16 protein-coding genes are annotated in these 17460 nt (G+C 46.1%); 14 read left to right on the top strand and 2 right to left on the bottom strand.

The genetic code is table 11. From position 1 onward, the window contains the following. Positions 1-19: 19 nt before the first annotated feature. The 4 genes from NV381_RS11555 to NV381_RS11540 all read left to right on the top strand — a co-directional run bounded on the left by NV381_RS11555 (position 20) and on the right by NV381_RS11540 (position 3267). A complete protein-coding gene (locus NV381_RS11555) occupies positions 20-1096 on the top strand; it encodes a Gfo/Idh/MocA family protein (RefSeq protein WP_258213436.1) in 1077 nt (358 codons plus the stop codon). 7 nt (positions 1097-1103) lie between these two features. Next, on the top strand, positions 1104-1778 hold the full coding sequence (locus NV381_RS11550) for a trimeric intracellular cation channel family protein (RefSeq protein ID WP_258213435.1): 675 nt from the start codon (positions 1104-1106) through the stop codon (positions 1776-1778). Positions 1779-1804: 26 nt separating this feature from the next. After that, positions 1805-2299 carry a hypothetical protein gene (locus NV381_RS11545; RefSeq protein WP_258213434.1) on the top strand — a complete coding sequence of 165 codons (495 nt, stop codon included), beginning with the start codon at positions 1805-1807 and terminating at the stop codon, positions 2297-2299. 239 nt (positions 2300-2538) lie between these two features. Next, entirely contained in the window at positions 2539-3267 is a 729-nt protein-coding gene (locus tag NV381_RS11540) for a YhcN/YlaJ family sporulation lipoprotein (RefSeq protein WP_258213548.1), read from the top strand. 72 nt (positions 3268-3339) lie between these two features. On the opposite strand, the gene NV381_RS11535 is transcribed toward NV381_RS11540, so the two are convergent. Further along, complete coding sequence (locus tag NV381_RS11535; protein WP_258213433.1) at positions 3340-4029, bottom strand: response regulator transcription factor; 690 nt, start codon at positions 4027-4029, stop codon at positions 3340-3342. Between the two features lie 215 nt (positions 4030-4244). Between NV381_RS11535 and NV381_RS11530 the strand changes: the two genes are divergently transcribed. Continuing rightward, positions 4245-4433, top strand: coding sequence for an aspartyl-phosphate phosphatase Spo0E family protein (locus NV381_RS11530; protein WP_258213432.1), 189 nt, complete (start codon positions 4245-4247; stop codon positions 4431-4433). Between the two features lie 176 nt (positions 4434-4609). Here NV381_RS11530 and NV381_RS11525 read toward each other — a convergent pair whose 3' ends face one another. After that, positions 4610-4945, bottom strand: coding sequence for a winged helix-turn-helix transcriptional regulator (locus NV381_RS11525; protein ID WP_258213431.1), 336 nt, complete (start codon positions 4943-4945; stop codon positions 4610-4612). A 317-nt stretch (positions 4946-5262) separates the two neighbouring features. Between NV381_RS11525 and purT the strand changes: the two genes are divergently transcribed. The 9 genes from purT (at position 5263) to NV381_RS11480 (ending at position 17459) form a co-directional block, all read left to right on the top strand. Further along, positions 5263-6435 (top strand): formate-dependent phosphoribosylglycinamide formyltransferase, encoded by a 1173-nt coding sequence (gene purT, locus NV381_RS11520; protein WP_258213430.1) that lies wholly within the window; start codon positions 5263-5265, stop codon positions 6433-6435. Positions 6436-6496: 61 nt separating this feature from the next. After that, on the top strand, positions 6497-7285 hold the full coding sequence (locus NV381_RS11515; protein ID WP_258213429.1) for a TIGR00266 family protein: 789 nt from the start codon (positions 6497-6499) through the stop codon (positions 7283-7285). Between the two features lie 112 nt (positions 7286-7397). Next, positions 7398-7670, top strand: coding sequence for a hypothetical protein (locus NV381_RS11510; protein ID WP_171652011.1), 273 nt, complete (start codon positions 7398-7400; stop codon positions 7668-7670). A gap of 822 nt (positions 7671-8492) precedes the next feature. Then, positions 8493-10223 (top strand): sensor histidine kinase, encoded by a 1731-nt coding sequence (locus NV381_RS11505; protein ID WP_258213428.1) that lies wholly within the window; start codon positions 8493-8495, stop codon positions 10221-10223. Between the two features lie 3 nt (positions 10224-10226). Beyond that, positions 10227-11804, top strand: a complete 1578-nt coding sequence (locus NV381_RS11500) for a response regulator transcription factor (RefSeq protein ID WP_258213427.1) — start codon at positions 10227-10229, stop codon at positions 11802-11804. Positions 11805-11898: 94 nt separating this feature from the next. Next, positions 11899-12609 (top strand): ABC transporter ATP-binding protein, encoded by a 711-nt coding sequence (locus tag NV381_RS11495; RefSeq protein WP_258213426.1) that lies wholly within the window; start codon positions 11899-11901, stop codon positions 12607-12609. Then, complete coding sequence (locus tag NV381_RS11490) at positions 12593-13636, top strand: efflux RND transporter periplasmic adaptor subunit (RefSeq protein ID WP_258213425.1); 1044 nt, start codon at positions 12593-12595, stop codon at positions 13634-13636. The genes NV381_RS11495 and NV381_RS11490 overlap by 17 nt, the downstream gene beginning before the upstream one ends. A gap of 11 nt (positions 13637-13647) precedes the next feature. Next, entirely contained in the window at positions 13648-16563 is a 2916-nt protein-coding gene (locus tag NV381_RS11485) for an ABC transporter permease (protein WP_258213424.1), read from the top strand. 2 nt (positions 16564-16565) lie between these two features. Continuing rightward, positions 16566-17459 carry an ABC transporter ATP-binding protein gene (locus NV381_RS11480; protein WP_258213423.1) on the top strand — a complete coding sequence of 298 codons (894 nt, stop codon included), beginning with the start codon at positions 16566-16568 and terminating at the stop codon, positions 17457-17459. Position 17460: the final 1 nt, after the last annotated feature.

Here is a 17460-nt window from a genome sequence, read left to right as displayed (position 1 = left end):
ACCTTGGAGGATTAGAGAGATGTCGGAAAACAAAATTATCCAAATAGGCGTTATAGGCGCTGGCAACATTGCCAATGTACACATGAATGAATTTAAAAAAGTACCGGGAGCCGCTATTGCAGCTGTAACCGATGTATATGTTTCATTGGCTGAGTCGAGAGCCAAGGAGCATGGAATTCCGAAGGTCCATGCATCCTACGAAGAGCTGCTTCAGGACCCTAATCTGGATGCGGTTATCATTGCGGTTCCTAATGAAATGCATGCTCCTATTGCTATAAGCGCTTTGGAGGCCGGAAAACACGTATTATTGGAGAAGCCTATGGCTATCAACGCTGCCTCCGCCAAGCAGATCATTAGAGCACACCGGGCTTCTGACAAAATACTGATGATTGCCCATCAAATGCGTTGGGAAGCTATTAACCTTCAAGTCAAAGAGCAAATCGACAAGGGTGCAATAGGGGAAATCTATAATGTGAAGGCAGGCTGGATGAGGCGTAAAGGAATACCAGGCTGGGGTACCTGGTTTACTCAAATGTCGAAATCAGGTGGTGGGCCTTTAATTGATATTGGGGTGCATATGCTTGATTTATCCCTTCATTTGATGGGCAATGCGAGACCGGTTTCTGTTTTTGGCACAACCTATGCTGAATTTGGTCCTAAGCGTAAAGGTATCGGGACATGGGGTAAACCGGACTGGAACGGCACCTATGATGTTGAGGATTTGGCGACGGCTTTAATCAAGCTCGATAATGGGAGCACTCTAACTCTGGATGTCAGCTGGGCGGCGCACACGGATATGCTGGACAATCAGCCTTACCTTTATGTAATGGGCTCAGAGGGAGGAGCGACGCTTCGCGGGAATAAAGGCAAGCTCTTTACGGAGTTGTTTGACCGTACGGCAGAGGTTGAGCTCAGTGTTCCGGATAATGATGAGGGCGCACGGGTAAGGCAAAGCAATCATTTTGTGGATTGTATCCGTGAAGGAAAGGAACCGATCACATCAGGACTATCCGGGCTGGCCAATAATCTTGTATTAGAAGCCATTTACGAATCATCCCGTACAGGCAGTGTAGTTACACTGGATTGGAATATATAATAAAGACATGGAACTGCTTGAGCTTAACCTACAACTATTCAGTATTATCGGTACAATAGCATTTGCAGTGAGCGGTGCGGTTGTGGCGATGGAAGAAGATTATGATATTCTTGGAGTTTTTGTACTTGCTCTAGTAACGGCTTTCGGCGGCGGTGTAGTAAGGAATTTGCTCATCGGCGTTCCTGTAACAACCTTATGGGAGCAAGGGATGTACTTGAAAACAGCACTAATTGCTGCGGGGCTAGTGTTTATTGTGCCGGTCAGTTGGATTCGCCGCTGGAAAACGTGGGAATCGCTCTTTGACGCTATTGGACTCGCAGCTTTTTCCATCCAAGGTGCTCTTTATGCCGCTAATATGAACCATCCGATTAGTGCCATAATGGTTGCTGCTGTAATGACTGGGATAGGCGGAGGCATAATACGGGATGTATTGGCTGGACGCAAGCCGCTCGTACTTCAAGATGAGATATATGCGGTTTGGGGTATGCTAGCCGGATTGATGATAGGTTTGGGCTGGTTTCAAGGTCCTTATCATCTTATAACCTTATTTGTACTGATAGTAGCTCTGCGGATGCTCTCTGTTCTGTTTAAATGGCGTCTGCCGCGCCGTTCCTTAAGGCTGCCAAGTACTAGGGTGATCGGCACGGAAAATGGCGCAAAATCAAAAATCGAAGCCGGATAAAGGCATGCAGAAAGAGGCTCACAGTTATGGAAATGTCATTCAAGGAGTTTAAGCGAATTCCATCGGAATGGCTTCAGCAGCGATTGGAAACAGTCAAGGCGCTTAGCGGCGATGAACTGGAGCTATATGAGGTTGCCAAGGACAAGCTGACTGGGGAGCATTATCTTCATTATGCATACCTGCATAAGCAGGTGGCGGCCATTGGTCCGGAAAGTACAGGTGAAGAGAACTTTCATCATTTAATGCCGTTGGACAGTGACGATGTACTGGGGATTGTTTTCAGTGAACAGTCCTATTTATATCCGGAGGCTTGGAATAAAACGTTTTTGCGCAATGGACCCGATGGAGATTATGTATGGTTTGATCCTTCCTATACCGAGGATGAGGCAGAAAACGAGGAGATCGGCCAAAATATAAAAGAACAATTGCTGCGGTTTAAGCAGGCAGGAGAATTGTCTCCGGAAGCCGTACGCAAATTGCTTGAAGAAATAGACCGGACAGGCGAGTCGGACAAAGATTAATTGTCGTCGTTTGCGCCTGAATTACAGATTAGGGAGTAGGCTTCTAAAGAAGCTTGCTCCTTTTTTGATACAAAGGCAATGTTATCCTTGGACGTTATTTGATTTTCTTTTGGTTGTTCAGGTGAACGCATATTTTCCTGACTTGGAAACCATCCTAAGCATACATCGATGAATTGATTTATGATGCATTCGAAGTAAACTTTCCTGAAGGAAAGTTCTAGGAGGAGAAACCTTTGAGAATGATTCCATTTCGCTGGACGATTTGGAGGGTTGGCATATTGAGCGGACTGCTGGTTATAGCTGCCGGCTGCAGCGGTGGGCAGCATAAAGTATCTGGGGGCGGAGTGGAGTCATCGAACCTGCATGCCCAATTTGACAGGGATAGCCGCAATAACGAAGATAATACACTTGGAGTAAAGTCGAAGTGGTTGAATGAACAGGCCGGAAGATCGAAGCCGGCTAATCCGGGCTCCTTCCAGCAGCTGGATATGACGAACAGCCATTTGACAAAAGCATGGCGTTTTTCACCTGAAATGGCTAAACCATTGGAGAGGAATCAAGGTATACAGGCTGTTACCGTATTGCTGACAGAAACGAACGCATATGTTGCAGTAATACCGGACGGGCATAATCCAGATATTGAAAGCCATCCTGATATGATGGCGAATCAAGTCACTCCCAAGGGCGGAATCGGCTTATTCGGAACGGACAAAGGCAATGCTAGAATTAATTGGGGAGATTCTGGAGGATTAAGTATGACCATGTCATCTCAAATCAAAAGCCAGGTTTTGGCCATGTCTCCGCCCAATATTCAAAGAGTATTCGTATCAGCGAACCCTAATTTTGTTCAGCGAATCCGTTTTTATGAGAAAGAGCAGCAGCGAGGTGTTGACCTGTCGGCATATATGAACGAATTTAACACTTTGGTACAACGTGTTTTCCCGAATGACCATAATACGAGAAGATAAATGCACGGGAAATAAAAACTCCTGCAAGGGATTACGCGGATTATCGCATAGTCACTAGCAGGAGTTTTTGTGTTAAAGTTCAAACTTGTAACCGACGCCCCAAACGGTTTTTATATGCTTCGGTTCTTTGGGATCGGCCTCCACTTTTTTTCGAAGGTTGGTAATATGTACATCTACGGAACGTTCGGTCACAAAGGTATCAATACCACGGATATTATTTAAGAGTTCTTCACGTGAAAAAACTTTACCTGGATGCAGCCAAAAATGACGCATAATCTCGAATTCGGAGAAGGTTGTTTCTACAGCATGATTTTGTAAATAGATGCAGCGTTTTTCCAAGTCCAATTTAATGGTGTGTGGGTACGTTTTCTCAATTACCTCGGCTGCCGGGGCCTTGTCCATGGTTGATCTTCGCAGCAGAGCTCCGGTTCTGGCGGCAAGCTCCCGCATGCTAAAGGGTTTGCATAAATAATCATCCGCACCTATAATTAGCGCTTTGACACGTTCCGATACTTCGCTTTTGGCAGAAATCATCATAATGGGAACTGAAGACTCGGCACGAAATTGCCTGCATAAATCGATGCCATTCGTATCTGGAAGCATAATATCCAAAATGATAACATTCGGTTCAATGGAGTGAAACAGCTCTATGCCTTGTTTTCCATCGGCAGCCCAATGAACAACATACTCTTCCTCTGCTAAATATATGGAAATCATATCCGCGATACTTTGATCATCCTCAATCAGCAATATTTTAGACATGAATTCCCTCCTCTAGATGTTAGTAAAGTGTTAGAAAACTTAATGACTAACAAACGCCAGTCTGCAACTTTTTTAAAATGATTACGAGATAATAGCTGTATTAAATCTAATAAATAACATTATTAATGTAACTTAAAATGTAGCATGAAACAAGCCATTAATTGTAATTTTGTATTGCCGTTATTACGGTAACTCAACACAAGGAGGCAATTATTATGATCATAGCCACCAAATTAGAAAAAAGAATTCATTCCTATGTTGGAGAGTTAAATGAATTAGTAAATGTTCAAGGGTATGAATTATCTAATCCTGTAGTTGTGAAAAAGAGCATGGAGCTGGATTTATTAATACTTAAAGCCATGCGAAGCAGAAAGAAACGTTTTCATCAAAATGAAGCCTCTTAAGGCTTCTGTATATAAGGATATGGACGATTCAATTTGAATCGTCTTTATTGTGTTGTACGGGTAGTGAGCAGAACGAGTCCGGTATCTTGTGAAAGTCCGAAGTGCGGTCAACCATTACTTGTGTTTCCGGTTATCAGTAATGCCGAACCCGTCATGCCTTAAATGAATTTCTACTCTTATTCCTTTGCTTCAGGGCAACTCATATGCATCCAATTATCGCCCCAATGCTGAACAGCTTCCATAACAGGCTGCAGTGCTCTCCCTTTATTCGACAGCTCGTATTCGATACGCACCGGAGTTTCAGGATATACATGGCGCAGGATGAGTCCGGCTGCCTCAAGTTCTTTGAAGCGTTCTGCCAACATTCTGTCGCTCATGCCGGGAATCATTTCCGAAATATCTTTGAAGCGGCGCGGCCCATTCAATAGTGAATGGATGATGAGGCCTGTCCAACGTTTCCCCAAAATTTCGAAAGCTGCTTCAAATTTCGGACAAAGTGAATGATCGCCCATTATTATCATCTCCCTCTATATTTATAGTGTATCATAAGTTACTTGATAAAAGTAAGCCTTTAGTTTTAATCTGTACTGTTTATCCAATATTATACATCCAGCGTAATGATTTGACATACTTTCTCTTAAAAAAAAGTGACATTCTCGACTCGGTCCTCTATTAAAAGGCATAGATGCGAAAAATCAGCAAATAAGCTATAATTTATGGCGATACTTATTACTGAAAGCCGCTATTATCAATTACTTTATTCAATCAATTCTGTAAATACTTACGAAGTCAGCTTTCTTACGGGGAGCTCTTAGGAGGAATAATAATTATGTACGGTTCACCATTATCAGGACAATCGAAGAAAATGATGCTGCTCGGTTCAGGAGAGCTCGGGAAGGAAGTAGTCATCGAAGCTCAGCGGCTAGGGGTGGAGACTATTGCAGTTGACCGTTATGCGAATGCACCGGCTATGCAGGTTGCTCATCGCTCCTATGTGATCAATATGTTGGATGGAGACCAGCTGCGGGAGCTGATTAAAAAGGAACAGCCGGATTGGATCGTGCCTGAGATTGAAGCCATTGCCACCGATGTGCTAGTGGAGCTGGAGCAGGAAGGCTTCAGGGTTGTGCCAACCGCAACCGCAGCCCGACTAACGATGGACCGGGAAGGAATACGACGTTTGGCTTCAGAAACACTGCAGTTGCCGACGGCTAAGTATGCTTTCGCCGATAGCCTGGAAGAGCTGAAGACCGCAGTTGAGTCGATTGGAACTCCTTGTGTCATTAAGCCGATTATGAGTTCATCTGGTAAAGGACAGAGTGTGTGTCGTACTCCGGAGGATGTAGAGACTTCATGGAACTATGCGATGGAAGGCGGACGCGCCAAAAAAACTCGGGTAATCGTCGAGCAGTTTATCCACTTCGAATCAGAAATTACACTGCTCACTGTTCGTTCCGTGTCCGGCACTTCCTACTGTGCTCCTATTGGTCACGTCCAAAAGGATGGTGACTATATCGAATCTTGGCAGCCCCATGATATGAGCTTGAAGCAAATCGAGCAAGCGCAAGCTATTGCGAAAACGATCACCGATGCTCTAGGAGGAACTGGAATTTACGGTGTCGAGCTGTTTTTGGGCAAAGATCAAGTGTATTTCAGTGAAGTTTCACCGCGTCCGCATGATACAGGAATGGTAACGATGGTGACCCAGGATTTATCGGAATTTGCACTTCATGTCAGAGCAATACTCGGTTTCCCGATCCCTACGATCCGTCTGCTGACTCCGGGCGCCTCGCATACTCTTAAAGCATGGGATGAGCAGCAGCAATTCCGGATTGAAGGAATAGAACAAGCATTGGCTCTGCCGAATACGCAAGTGAGAGTGTTTGGTAAGCCAGAGACAAAAGTAGGCCGCCGGATGGCTGTAGCCTTAACTTCAGCAGATGATGTGGAAGAGGCTCGCAGAGTAGCAGCCGATGCAGCTGGATTCTTGAAGCTTAGCTAATGTGAAATTAAGTTAAATCTGTAAAGCATGTTATATTTCATTATAAGGAGGGATTCTTAATATGAATGCACATGAGATTGATTATAAAATTGCCGGCTCCGAAATGCAGTACGTTGAAATCGAGCTTGATCCGACTGAAAGCGTCATTGCCGAAGCAGGAAGCATGATGATGATGAGCGCAAGCATTCAGATGCAGACGATATTCGGGGACGGAAGCGATCAGAATAAAGGATTTGTAGGAAAGCTGTTCGGTGCAGGAAAAAGGCTTCTAACCGGTGAAAGCTTGTTTATGACCGTGTTCACAAACCATGGCTCCAGCAAGGAGCATGTTTCGTTTGCTTCCCCCTACCCGGGACGTATTCTACCCATGGATTTATCCGAGTTAGGCGGGAAATTGATCTGCCAAAAGGATTCGTTTCTATGTGCAGCGAAAGGAGTTTCTATTGGCATTGCCTTTCAGCGCAAGCTGGGTGTTGGTTTCTTCGGCGGCGAAGGCTTCATTATGCAAAAGATCGAGGGAGACGGCTTGGCATTCGTTCATGCCGGAGGCGCTATATGTGAAAGAGTGCTGCAGCCCGGGGAAATGCTGCGAGTCGATACCGGCTGCCTGGTCGCTATGACACAAGATATCGAATACGATATCGAAATGGTAAAAGGCATCAAAAGTGCAGTATTCGGCGGTGAGGGTTTATTCTTTGCTACCCTTCGCGGTCCAGGTCGTGTATGGATTCAATCATTGCCGTTCAGCCGCTTGGCGGACCGCATATTATCAGCTTCCAGAGCGGGTGGACGCAAGGAAGAGGGAGGCATCCTCGGCGGATTGGGCAATTTACTTGACGGCGATAAGTAAAACAAGCTATTATTCAAGAAGAGTGCGAGCAAAATCGTGGGGTTACAGCTTGATTGCTACACGATATGAATGAGGTAACAAGACATTTACATAAAGAGAGGTGCTGAAAACAATGGCTTATCAACCACAGGTTGTCGACGCCAAGATTGTCAGCAACAACCCGAAAAACGGATTGTTTGAAATTGTAGTAAATTTAAAGGACCGCACATCCTGCCGTCTTATTTATGAGAAGGACGCTGCAACCGGCGCTACTGTAGCGACGCATGTTAACCGTTTGTTGAACGAGCCTTGTCCGATTTGCAGAAAAGATTTCTTGTGCAATTGCATGACTCGGTTTAAGGATGAAATTTCATCACAAGCACTGCAAATGGCCGGAACGCCATAATGTCGCTTAGAAACCCATGAGCTTCCGGCTCATGGGTTTTTTAAACTTATAAGTGCCTTAGAGCACTAAAGTGAGCCACCCTTTCTAATATAAGTTTGCTAAGGGTGCCCTTTTTATCTCGAAAAACAAGCTGCTTGTAAGATTGAAATGTATCCTCAATGAAAGAGTTTCGATCAGAAAGCTTTTCGAAGGAATGAAGAATGAGCGAGTAACTTGCCTACCTTGCTTGGATTAGAGCTATATTAGAGCTTAAGATGCATGATCAAGGGGATTTTTAAAGGGATAGCGTCGATGGGCCATGGATGATTTTATACGGAACGGAGAGTTCCGCTATTCCATCTGCCGCCGCCAATCTGGGGTGATAGCGGAAGTGGGAATTCCGTTATGTTGGCCGAATTGGAGCATTTATGCGAAAAACAGAGCAATAACGGAACGGGCTGTTCCGTTATCACTCTGATTTTTGGACTTTTCGGGGGATTGCGGAACAAATACTTCCGAATACCCTTCACTCCCGTAGGTGCAGTACCGGCGTGTTGTTTAGTTTAGGGTTATGTATGTGCAGGTGATCGCTTCGCTAAAAGTATAGTGAAGCTAACTGTACATGGAACACTGTAGAGGAGTTGTTTGCTATCAATCTTCATCGAGAGGGCTTCGAATAGAGGTTTTCTTATAATATCAGACTTATAAGTTTTCAGCGGAGCTGAACAAGTCTGATATTGCAAAAAAAGCTACCGCTTAGACACGAATGTATCTTCATCGAGAGGGCTTCGACAACAGAAGCTTTTCTTATAAAATAAAGCAGCTCCAGGTGGTTATATTCTCATGTTGCGAATGATGCTCTACATTGTTCTGGTTTGTTCAGTTTCTATAACAGGGTCTGTTGTATTCATCTTCTTCCAATCATCGAATCAAGCGAAGCGTGAAGTATCCGGCCATGTGCTTCAGCTGCATGAGCAGGCAATGCAAAGGCTGCAGCAAACGTTCAACGGGCTGGATTATATGGTGAAAACCGTAAGTAATGACTATGCTGTTCAACGCTTGGTTGAAGGAAGAGCATTGCAAGGTTCAGCAGACGAACGAGGCTTAAGAGAGTACGCTGATTTTTTGATCCGCGAGCAAACCGCGAACCTGCCTTACTTAGCGGAAATGTGCATTACATTCGATAGCATGAGTTACTCGATCTGCACAAAGTCGCAGAAAGGTGCCGCTCTTCTGGACCAGCCGCGGCCATCCATGAAGAAGAATGAACGATCCTTAGCCCCTCTTGCCAAGGGGGAAGGACAGCACAGCGGGTATAATGTTGTATATACAGTACCTTTGTCAGACCAGACTCATGTAGTAAAAGGCTCCGTGCAATTAATGATAGAATTGGACAGGATAATGAAGGATATTTACGGGAATATGCCCCTGTTGGTTAATGAGCTTACCGATTCGACGGGTGAGCGGGTCTATGCAAGAACGACTGCGGACCGGTTGAGAACTGCTGATTTGAGAATAGAAACTTTAAGTCAAGAAGGGGCTGCGGTTATCCCTTTGCAGTGGAGGGATGATACTTATATTTTACAAAAAAGATTGGAGCTTCCCGGAGCTGTATGGTTTTCACAAATCATTGTTCCTCAATCGCTTGAGGGTGAGCCAACTATTGGTTTTTCCCAAACTTTACTGCTTATGATCTTGTTGCTTCTGTTTGTGGGCATCGTAAGCGCATTCTTGTTCCTGCATTATTTTGTAAAGCCATTGCAATTGCTGCGCAAGCTAATGAACCGGGCAGAGTTGGGTGATTTTCAAGCTTATTGGGTACGTCACAGCAGTCGGGAATGGAACGAGCTTGGTGAGAGCTACAATCAAATGCTCAACAGACTTGAGGAGCTTATCAAGCAGGTAAAACGTGAGGAGTCCCTAAAAAAAGAAGCCGAAATGGAAGCGCTGCAATACCAGCTAAATCCTCATTTTTTGTATAATACTCTGAACACAATTAAATGGGTAGCCAAAATGCATCATACACCGCAAATTGCAGAGGTTGTTACTTCACTCGTACGGCTGCTGCAGGCGAGCTTGGGAAAAAAAGGCGATTTTATAACGGTGCGCGAGGAAATGGAACTGATTCGTGATTATATGGACATTCAAGCCTTCCGTTATGGGGATAAAATTCGGCTGGAAAGCGAAGTGGATCCACTTGCGAAGGGCTGCTTGGTACCCCGAATGATTTTACAGCCATTGATTGAAAATGCAATTATTCATGGACTGGAGCCAGGACGTCAGGAAGGTTGGATCCGCATTCGCATTTGGCTGGAAATGGAGCGTGAGCTCTTGTATTGTCAGGTTGAAGATAACGGGGTCGGTATGGTTGTTGAAGAGTACGGAGAAATGACAGGAAGTGGCAGCAGCGAAGGCGGGATGCGGGAGCGTATGAGCGGGATAGGACTTCGTCACATCCGCGAGAAAATCAAGCTTTATTATGGAAACGGATACACTATGCATATCACTGGCAAACCGCGGCAGGGGACAACGATCCGATTGACTATGCCGGTGCATCAAAGTGAGGAAGAGTAAACAATGAATGTACTAGTAGTAGATGATGAGCCGATAATTCGGCAAGTGCTGAGAACGATGATCCATTGGGAGGATCACGGCTTGAAATGGGCCGGTGAGGCTGTTGATGGAGAAGAAGCTTGGGAAGCGCTGCAGCTGGGCCGCATAGATCTGGTTGTTACTGATATTCTAATGCCCCGTATGGACGGGCTTGAGCTCGTTAAGCGGCTGAAACAAACCGAGATGGACGTAGGAGTTGTAGTACTTAGCTGTCTTGATGATTTTGCATATGTTAAGGAAGCGATGAAGCAGGGGGCGAGCGACTACATATTGAAGCCGACGATGGAGCCTGAGCAGCTCGTTGCTACGCTCACCGAGGCCAAGCAGGCTCTGCAGAAGCAGCGGGACGAGAGGCGTAAGCAAGAGGAGCTGCAAGAGCAGCTGCAGCAATCCAATCAGGCACAGCGGGGACTAAGGCTGCAGAAGGCCTGGCTCAACCATCAGGTCGATGAGGAGCTGGAGGCCGAGATTTTCACAGGAGAAGCGATGCTCTCCAGTTGGATGATATATGTGACCCCGGCGATGCGGACATCGCTATCCCGTTGGAGCTGGCCTTCAGCAACAGCATTTGTAACGCTGAACGATCATCAACAGCTTCTATTGTTTGCAGATAGAGAGTCGGGGGCTGGCACAGAGGCTTATCTAATGGCGAGTGAAATAAGCGCATTTCTGCGACATGTCGGCGGCTTGACAGCAGATTGTTACTGCATTACAGCCGTGTCACCGATACAGCATCCTGAGCGTCTTCGATCTATTCTTCATGAGCATGCCGGATTGCGCCAGGCATGTTTCTATAGTGGTATTCGAAAGGAACTGTGGATAGCCGATGACTATTATATGAATCCGGCAGCACGCTTCTTGACGGAAGGCCAAATTCCACAGGAGGAAAAGCAAAATTTGCTGCGTGCTATTGCAGGGCGCAATGAGGAAGCCGCCGTTTATTGGTCGGAGCAGGTTGTTGATAAGCTGAAGCAGCTGGAGCTGCCGGTTATGCAGGTTTACAGCTTCATTTATGAGCTGTTGAGTTTAGCGGCAGCTTTCGCAGGCCAGCATAGACCGGATGTGGGTACGGATGAATTTGAACGAAGCTATGTCACTTTGGCAGCTGTGCAGTCGCATCTGTATATGGATTCACTAGGTCAATGGTTTATTCAGGCGATGCGTGTCCTTGCAGGGGGGCTGACTGGAGGAGGCACGGATGCTATGGAGCCATCCTCGCGTAATCCATTCGTACGAAAGGCCGTTTATTATATGCAGCAGAACTATCACCTGCAAATCAGCACCTCGGATATATCCGATTATGTGAAGCTGAGCCGCAGTTATCTAAGTGATTTGTATGGTAAAGAGATGGGTGAAACACTTTCTGAATCATTGACGAGAATCCGTATTCAAGCAGCCAAATGTTTGCTCGAGGCCGGAGCTATGAAAGTTTACGAGATAGCTGAGGCGGTTGGCTTCAGCGATGCGAAAGCCTTCGCCAAAACTTTTAAGAAGGCCGTCGGCTGCACACCCAAGGAATATGAGGAGCAAAAGAACAAATAGACACCAATTTCTAACAAATTGGTGTCTATTTTTATGTTTTGGAAAAGTTTACATTTAACATATAGATAACGCTTTCAGAAAGGGAGGCAGAATTATGTCATCATCTGTCGACAAATTTGCCACGAGGGAACCGATTATTCAAGCGGTCAACGTAACGCGCACATTTGGAAAAGGCATCGCTGCCGTTCATGCGCTCCGCGGAGCCAATTTAAGCATAACCTCCGGACGGCTCGTTGCGCTGAAAGGGCGCTCAGGATCGGGTAAAACGACCTTGTTGAATATGCTTGGTGCCTTAGATCAGCCGTCGGAGGGGGCGGTCTATTTCTTAGGTCAGGATGTTACGGTTATTTCCGACAAAAAGCGCAATGAGCTTCGACGTACGCAGCTTGGATTAATATTTCAATCCTTTGCTTTGGTGCCTTACATGTCTGCGTTCGAGAATGTTGAATTTGGCCTCAGGATCGCAGGAGTTCCCTCTGCTCACTACCGTGATTACTCGGAACAGGCCCTTGATTATGTAGGGTTAAAGCCTCGGATGAAGCATAGGCCTTTCGAATTGTCAGGCGGGGAGCAGCAGCGTGTTGCAATCGCCAGAGCGATTGCCCATAAGCCGAAGCTTCTGCTGGCAGACGAGCCTACCGCTGAATTAGACAGTAGAATGGGGCTGCAGGTGATGAAAGTATTTAAAGATTTGGTGCAGCACGAAGGAATGACGATTATTTTAACAACGCATGATCCGGCAATTATGGAAATTGTGGATCAAGTGTACGCATTGGAGGATGGATACATTGTGGAAGAAAGCTAAAAGCTCTAGGCCATTATTAGGGTCTATCTTGTTCGGGGCTGTCTTTATTTCAATATTGCCAGGCTGTAGTCTGTTGCCTAAGGAGGAGCAAGCCTTAAAACCGCCGCTTGTTAAACCGGTAAAAGAGAATTTTGAGGTTTTTGAAGTGAAGAAGAGTACGGTCACTAAGCAAATCAGCGGAGTCGGAATTTTTGCCTCTGACAAAATGCAATATTTGTATTATTCAGAATCAGGCGGCCGGCTCTCCGAGATCTTAGTCCAGATGGGTGCGGTTGTAAAAAAAGGCGATGTAGTTGCACTATTGGAGAAAGGCGAGATTGAAGGGAAAATACGCCTGCAGGATATTGTTGTGGAAAAAGCCAAGGTTGCGCTGGAGTTGGCCAAGGACGAGCAGCGTGGCAATGCTCTGGCGATTCGCATGAAGGTGCTGGATGTGCAAAAGGAAGAAATTCAGCTGGAGATGCTTAAAGAGCAGCTTGCAAAAACAAAGCTAGTCTCTGAAGTGGACGGAATTGTTACTTACATCGATCCCCTCAAGCAGGGAGATCCGGTAACCGCTTATAGAACGCTGCTAACGGTTTCGGATCCCAGGTCTATGAAGCTTGTGTATGAGACAACGACTCCGAATGATCTGACAGGCGTTCAAGTGGGAATGGAAGCAACGATAAAATACAAATCCAATAGCTATCAGGGTAAAGTGGCGCAAATACCGGCAACTGCTCCGCAGTCTGATGTGAAGGCAATTCAGGATAAAAATGCCAAATCCATTGTGATCGTTACTGAAGGACTTCCGTCGGAAATTGAAATCGGCAACAGCGGGGATATCGTCATAGTTACCGAAAAGAGAGAGAATGTTCTGGTCATTCCGAAGCTCGGGCTGAGGTCTTACCTGGGCCGTGATTATGTACAGGTGCTGGACGGGGAAAGCCGCAAGGAGATCGATGTTGAGAAGGGGATTGTATCCGCAACAGAGGTTGAGATTCGTAAAGGGTTGAAAGAAGGCCAGAAGGTGATTCTAAACAATTGAGGTGATGGCAAGTGGCAATTCTTGTGATGATCATTCGCAAAATGGTCAAAAACAAATGGCTTGAATTCAGCCTGCTGCTTGGCTTGATCATCTCAGTGGGTCTTGTCAGCAGCATGCCGATTTATACTAATGCCATTTTGCAGCGGTTATTAATAAAAGATTTAGAACAGCTGCAGGATGCTAAACAGCAATATCCAGGTATATTTTGGAACTCGATCTACATTACAGGAGAACTGACGGCGGAGCAGGCGAAGCAGGCGATTCAGGATGCGGATCAGTATATGGGCAATGAAGCTCCGAAACGTTTTCAATTACCTATAAAAGAATATGTTATTGAACGATCGACCGATAGGTGGAATATGGTCCCTGTTGATGAAGGCAAAGTAGATTCTTCCATTAGACGGACGGCTGATATTACAGCACTTAGTGGGCTTGCGGAGCATGTTCGATTGGTCGATGGGAAACTGCCCTCGTCAAAGCCTGTTGATGGCGTAATTGAGGCGGTTGTAGTCGATCAGGGGCTGACGAATCTGAAAATGGTGGTAGGCCAGCAGTATACTATTCGGGATGATGAGGTAAAAACGCCAATCCAGTTTAAAATCGTAGGAGTGATCGACCGAAAGGATTATAACGATGTGTACTGGTATAATTCTTTGTCAAGCTACAACTCCAGTTTAATTGTCTCCTATGATTGGTTTGAACAAGAAATAACTAACAATGAGCTGCTTAAGCTGCGTTCCAGCATATGGTACCTGGCTGTGGATTACAGCTACATGAAACTCGATTCGATAGAACGCTTTATTGGGACTTATCAGAATACGGAAAATTTTTTGGCGAATCATTTTCCTAATTACACGCTTAAGGCTCCTGCGCTGCCAACTCTGAATGGGTATTTTGTCAAAGAAGAAAAGCTTCGCTTAATGTTATGGTCGTTGAACGTTCCAGTTATGATCATGCTGGCGTATTATTTGTTCATGGTTTCCAATCTGATCATTGACAGGCAGAAAACCGAAATCGCCGTATTGCGGAGCCGTGGCGCTAGCAGGCTGCAGATCGTGCTCGGTTATGTGTTCGAGGGATTGCTGCTCGGCGGAGTAGCGCTCGCTTGCGGACCGTTCTTCGGTTTGTTTTTAACGAAAATGCTGGGCGCCTCCAACGGGTTTCTGGAGTTTGTGCAGCGGGCCGCTTTAGATGTTAAATTGAATCAAACTGCTTTCCAATACGGAGTAATGGCAGTGCTCTGTTCCTTAGCTATGACACTGCTGCCTGTGCTGTTTGCAACAAGGGCTACAATTGTTGGACATAAGCAGCAGATGGCGAGGCAAACCACGCTTTCCTTTTGGCATAAATATTTCATCGATGTCATCTTGCTGGTCATTTCTTTGTATGGGCTGCATACGTTCCGCACCAAAATGAGCGATATGCAATCGCTGGGCCTGGACATTACAGACCTGCAAATGGACCCTTTGCTGTTCCTTATTCCTGCTTTGTTCATACTAGGGGCAAGCTTTTTACTGCTCCGAATATACCCTTGGTTAGTGAGACTTATTTATCAGGCGGGAAGGAGATGGTGGCCGCCGTCTCTATATTCCACCCTACTGCAGGTTGGCCGCTCCATTACACAATATCAGGCTATTATGGTTTTTTTGAGCGTAACGCTGGCTACAGGACTTTTTAGTGCAAGCGCTGCGCGGACTATAAACAAGAATGCCGATGAAAAAATAATGTACGGCAACGGAGCCGATATTACGATGTCAGTAAAATGGGAAGATGATGCCCCTCCTCCGAGTATGGGGAATGAAGGCGGGGGCGAACCAGATCCGACAGAATTGCTGGTAGCTAAGAAAAAGGTGCAATTTTCGGAGCCGCCGTTTCTTCCCTTTACTCAGCTTCCCGGAGTGGAGCATGCTGCGAAAGTGTTCACGAAGTCCAATGCCGCTTTCACCATCGGGAAGGAGCGGGGATCAGCTACTTTGATGGGAATCGATACGGATGATTTTGGCAATACGGCGTGGCTGCGAAATGGACTCCTGGATCATCATTTTAATGATTACTTGAATGTGCTGGCTTCCAGTCCATCCGCGGTGCTTATTTCCCGCACCTTGGCAGATCAACACAATGTCAAGGTAGGTGACAATTTATACGCGAGCTGGGACGGTGTTGAGAGCACGATGTTCAATGTTTTCGGTATCGTTGATTATTGGCCGTCATGGAATCCGAATCCATTGTTCAGCGATAAATCTGCCGTTTCAACGACTTCTGCTGGAAGTGCGGCCAATGCCAAAAATAAGAAGATAAAGGCGCCTATGCTGATCGTGGGGCACTTGTCTTATATTCATAACAATATGGCGCTGGAGCCTTATGATGTGTGGATGACTCTGAAGCCGAGCGCCAAAAGCCAAGAGCTCTATGATGCACTGGAGGAAAAGAAAATTCCGGTGACCAAGCTTAACGATGCGAAGCAAGAGCTGATCCGTTCCAAAAATGATCCTTTCCTGCTAGCGATCAATGGGGTTATGACATTAGGCTTTATTATTTCGATTGTGATCAGCTTTTTTGGATTTTTGCTTTATTGGGTACTGTCGCTATCAGGGCGAGTATTGCAGTTCGGGATTTTGCGAGCAATGGGGATTTCCTTCCGCCAGCTCATTATGATGCTTATTGGCGAACAACTGCTTACCTCAGGTGCCGCTGTTGCCATTGGTATGCTGACCGGCAACCTGACCAGCCGATTTTTTGTACCTATGTTTCAGCTCTCTATGCAGACATCAAGCCAGGTGCCGCCGTTTCTGGTTACATTTGATCCGCGTGATCAATTGCAGCTGTACATTATAGTCAGCATCATGCTGACTGTAGGGCTGTTCATACTCGGCACGATGCTCTCACGGGTAAAAATTCATCAAGCAGTCAAGCTTGGGGAGGACTGATCATGATTCATTGTGATAACCTCGTAAAAATTTACAAGGTGGCCGATTTGGAGGTTGTAGCTCTGCAAGGATTGGATTTGCATGTTCAGCCCGGCGAGCTGATGGCTATAATCGGCAACAGCGGCAGCGGCAAGTCAACGCTGCTGAACATGCTGGGCGGGTTGGACCGCCCCTCTGCGGGGCAGCTGTATGTGGACGGAAAGGATTTGCTGAAGTTTAACGAGAAGGATCTCGTTAAATACAAGCGTGAAACCGTAGGCTTTGTATGGCAAAATAATGCGCGTAATCTCATCCCCTATTTAACGGCGCTGGAGAATGTGGAGCTGCCAATATTGCTTCAAGGTAAACGCAAGCGTGAACGAGCCCTTGAGCTGCTGGAGGCGGTTGGACTCGGCCATCGGATCAAAAACCGCCTAAACGAGCTGTCCGGCGGTGAACAGCAGCGTGTAGCCATTGCTATTGCATTGGCAAACAGTCCCAAAATGCTGCTTGCCGATGAGCCTACAGGTTCTGTAGACACGAAGATGGCGAATCAAATATTGGATCTGTTTCGCGATTTGAATCGCCGATTGGGATTGACGGTTGTCATTGTTACCCATGATCCGTTACTGGCGAAGAAGGTTGATAGAGTGGTGGCCATCCGCGACGGGAAAACTTCCTCCGAAATTATTAGGCGCAAGTCCTATGCCGATGAGCTGGAGGAGCTGGAGCAAGGCCTTCAGCAGAATGATGAGGATTCACACGTGGAATATGCGGTTCTCGATAAATCCGGGCGCTTGCAGGTACCTGAAGAAATGCTTAAATCAATTGGACTTCGCTCCGCCAATAAAGTCAGGGTTCAAGTGGAGGACGGCCGTATTGTTTTATTGCCACCGGAAGAGAAGGGGGAGCAGTGAG

This window comes from Paenibacillus radicis (ex Xue et al. 2023), assembly GCF_024722015.1.
GTDB lineage: Bacteria > Bacillota > Bacilli > Paenibacillales > NBRC-103111 > Paenibacillus_S.
This window is presented reverse-complemented; position numbering and strand designations above follow the sequence as displayed.

What these genes read in the sequence shown, in the direction of transcription:
- NV381_RS11555 (WP_258213436.1), top strand. Translation starts at nt 20, where the DNA reads ATGTCGGAAAACAAAATTATCCAAATAGGCGTTATAGGCGCTGGCAAC.
- NV381_RS11550 (WP_258213435.1), top strand. Translation starts at nt 1,104, where the DNA reads ATGGAACTGCTTGAGCTTAACCTACAACTATTCAGTATTATCGGTACA.
- NV381_RS11545 (WP_258213434.1), top strand. Translation starts at nt 1,805, where the DNA reads ATGGAAATGTCATTCAAGGAGTTTAAGCGAATTCCATCGGAATGGCTT.
- NV381_RS11540 (WP_258213548.1), top strand. Translation starts at nt 2,539, where the DNA reads ATGATTCCATTTCGCTGGACGATTTGGAGGGTTGGCATATTGAGCGGA.
- NV381_RS11535 (WP_258213433.1), bottom strand. Translation starts at nt 4,029, where the DNA reads ATGTCTAAAATATTGCTGATTGAGGATGATCAAAGTATCGCGGATATG.
- NV381_RS11530 (WP_258213432.1), top strand. Translation starts at nt 4,245, where the DNA reads ATGATCATAGCCACCAAATTAGAAAAAAGAATTCATTCCTATGTTGGA.
- NV381_RS11525 (WP_258213431.1), bottom strand. Translation starts at nt 4,945, where the DNA reads ATGGGCGATCATTCACTTTGTCCGAAATTTGAAGCAGCTTTCGAAATT.
- purT (WP_258213430.1), top strand. Translation starts at nt 5,263, where the DNA reads ATGTACGGTTCACCATTATCAGGACAATCGAAGAAAATGATGCTGCTC.
- NV381_RS11515 (WP_258213429.1), top strand. Translation starts at nt 6,497, where the DNA reads ATGAATGCACATGAGATTGATTATAAAATTGCCGGCTCCGAAATGCAG.
- NV381_RS11510 (WP_171652011.1), top strand. Translation starts at nt 7,398, where the DNA reads ATGGCTTATCAACCACAGGTTGTCGACGCCAAGATTGTCAGCAACAAC.
- NV381_RS11505 (WP_258213428.1), top strand. Translation starts at nt 8,493, where the DNA reads ATGTTGCGAATGATGCTCTACATTGTTCTGGTTTGTTCAGTTTCTATA.
- NV381_RS11500 (WP_258213427.1), top strand. Translation starts at nt 10,227, where the DNA reads ATGAATGTACTAGTAGTAGATGATGAGCCGATAATTCGGCAAGTGCTG.
- NV381_RS11495 (WP_258213426.1), top strand. Translation starts at nt 11,899, where the DNA reads ATGTCATCATCTGTCGACAAATTTGCCACGAGGGAACCGATTATTCAA.
- NV381_RS11480 (WP_258213423.1), top strand. Translation starts at nt 16,566, where the DNA reads ATGATTCATTGTGATAACCTCGTAAAAATTTACAAGGTGGCCGATTTG.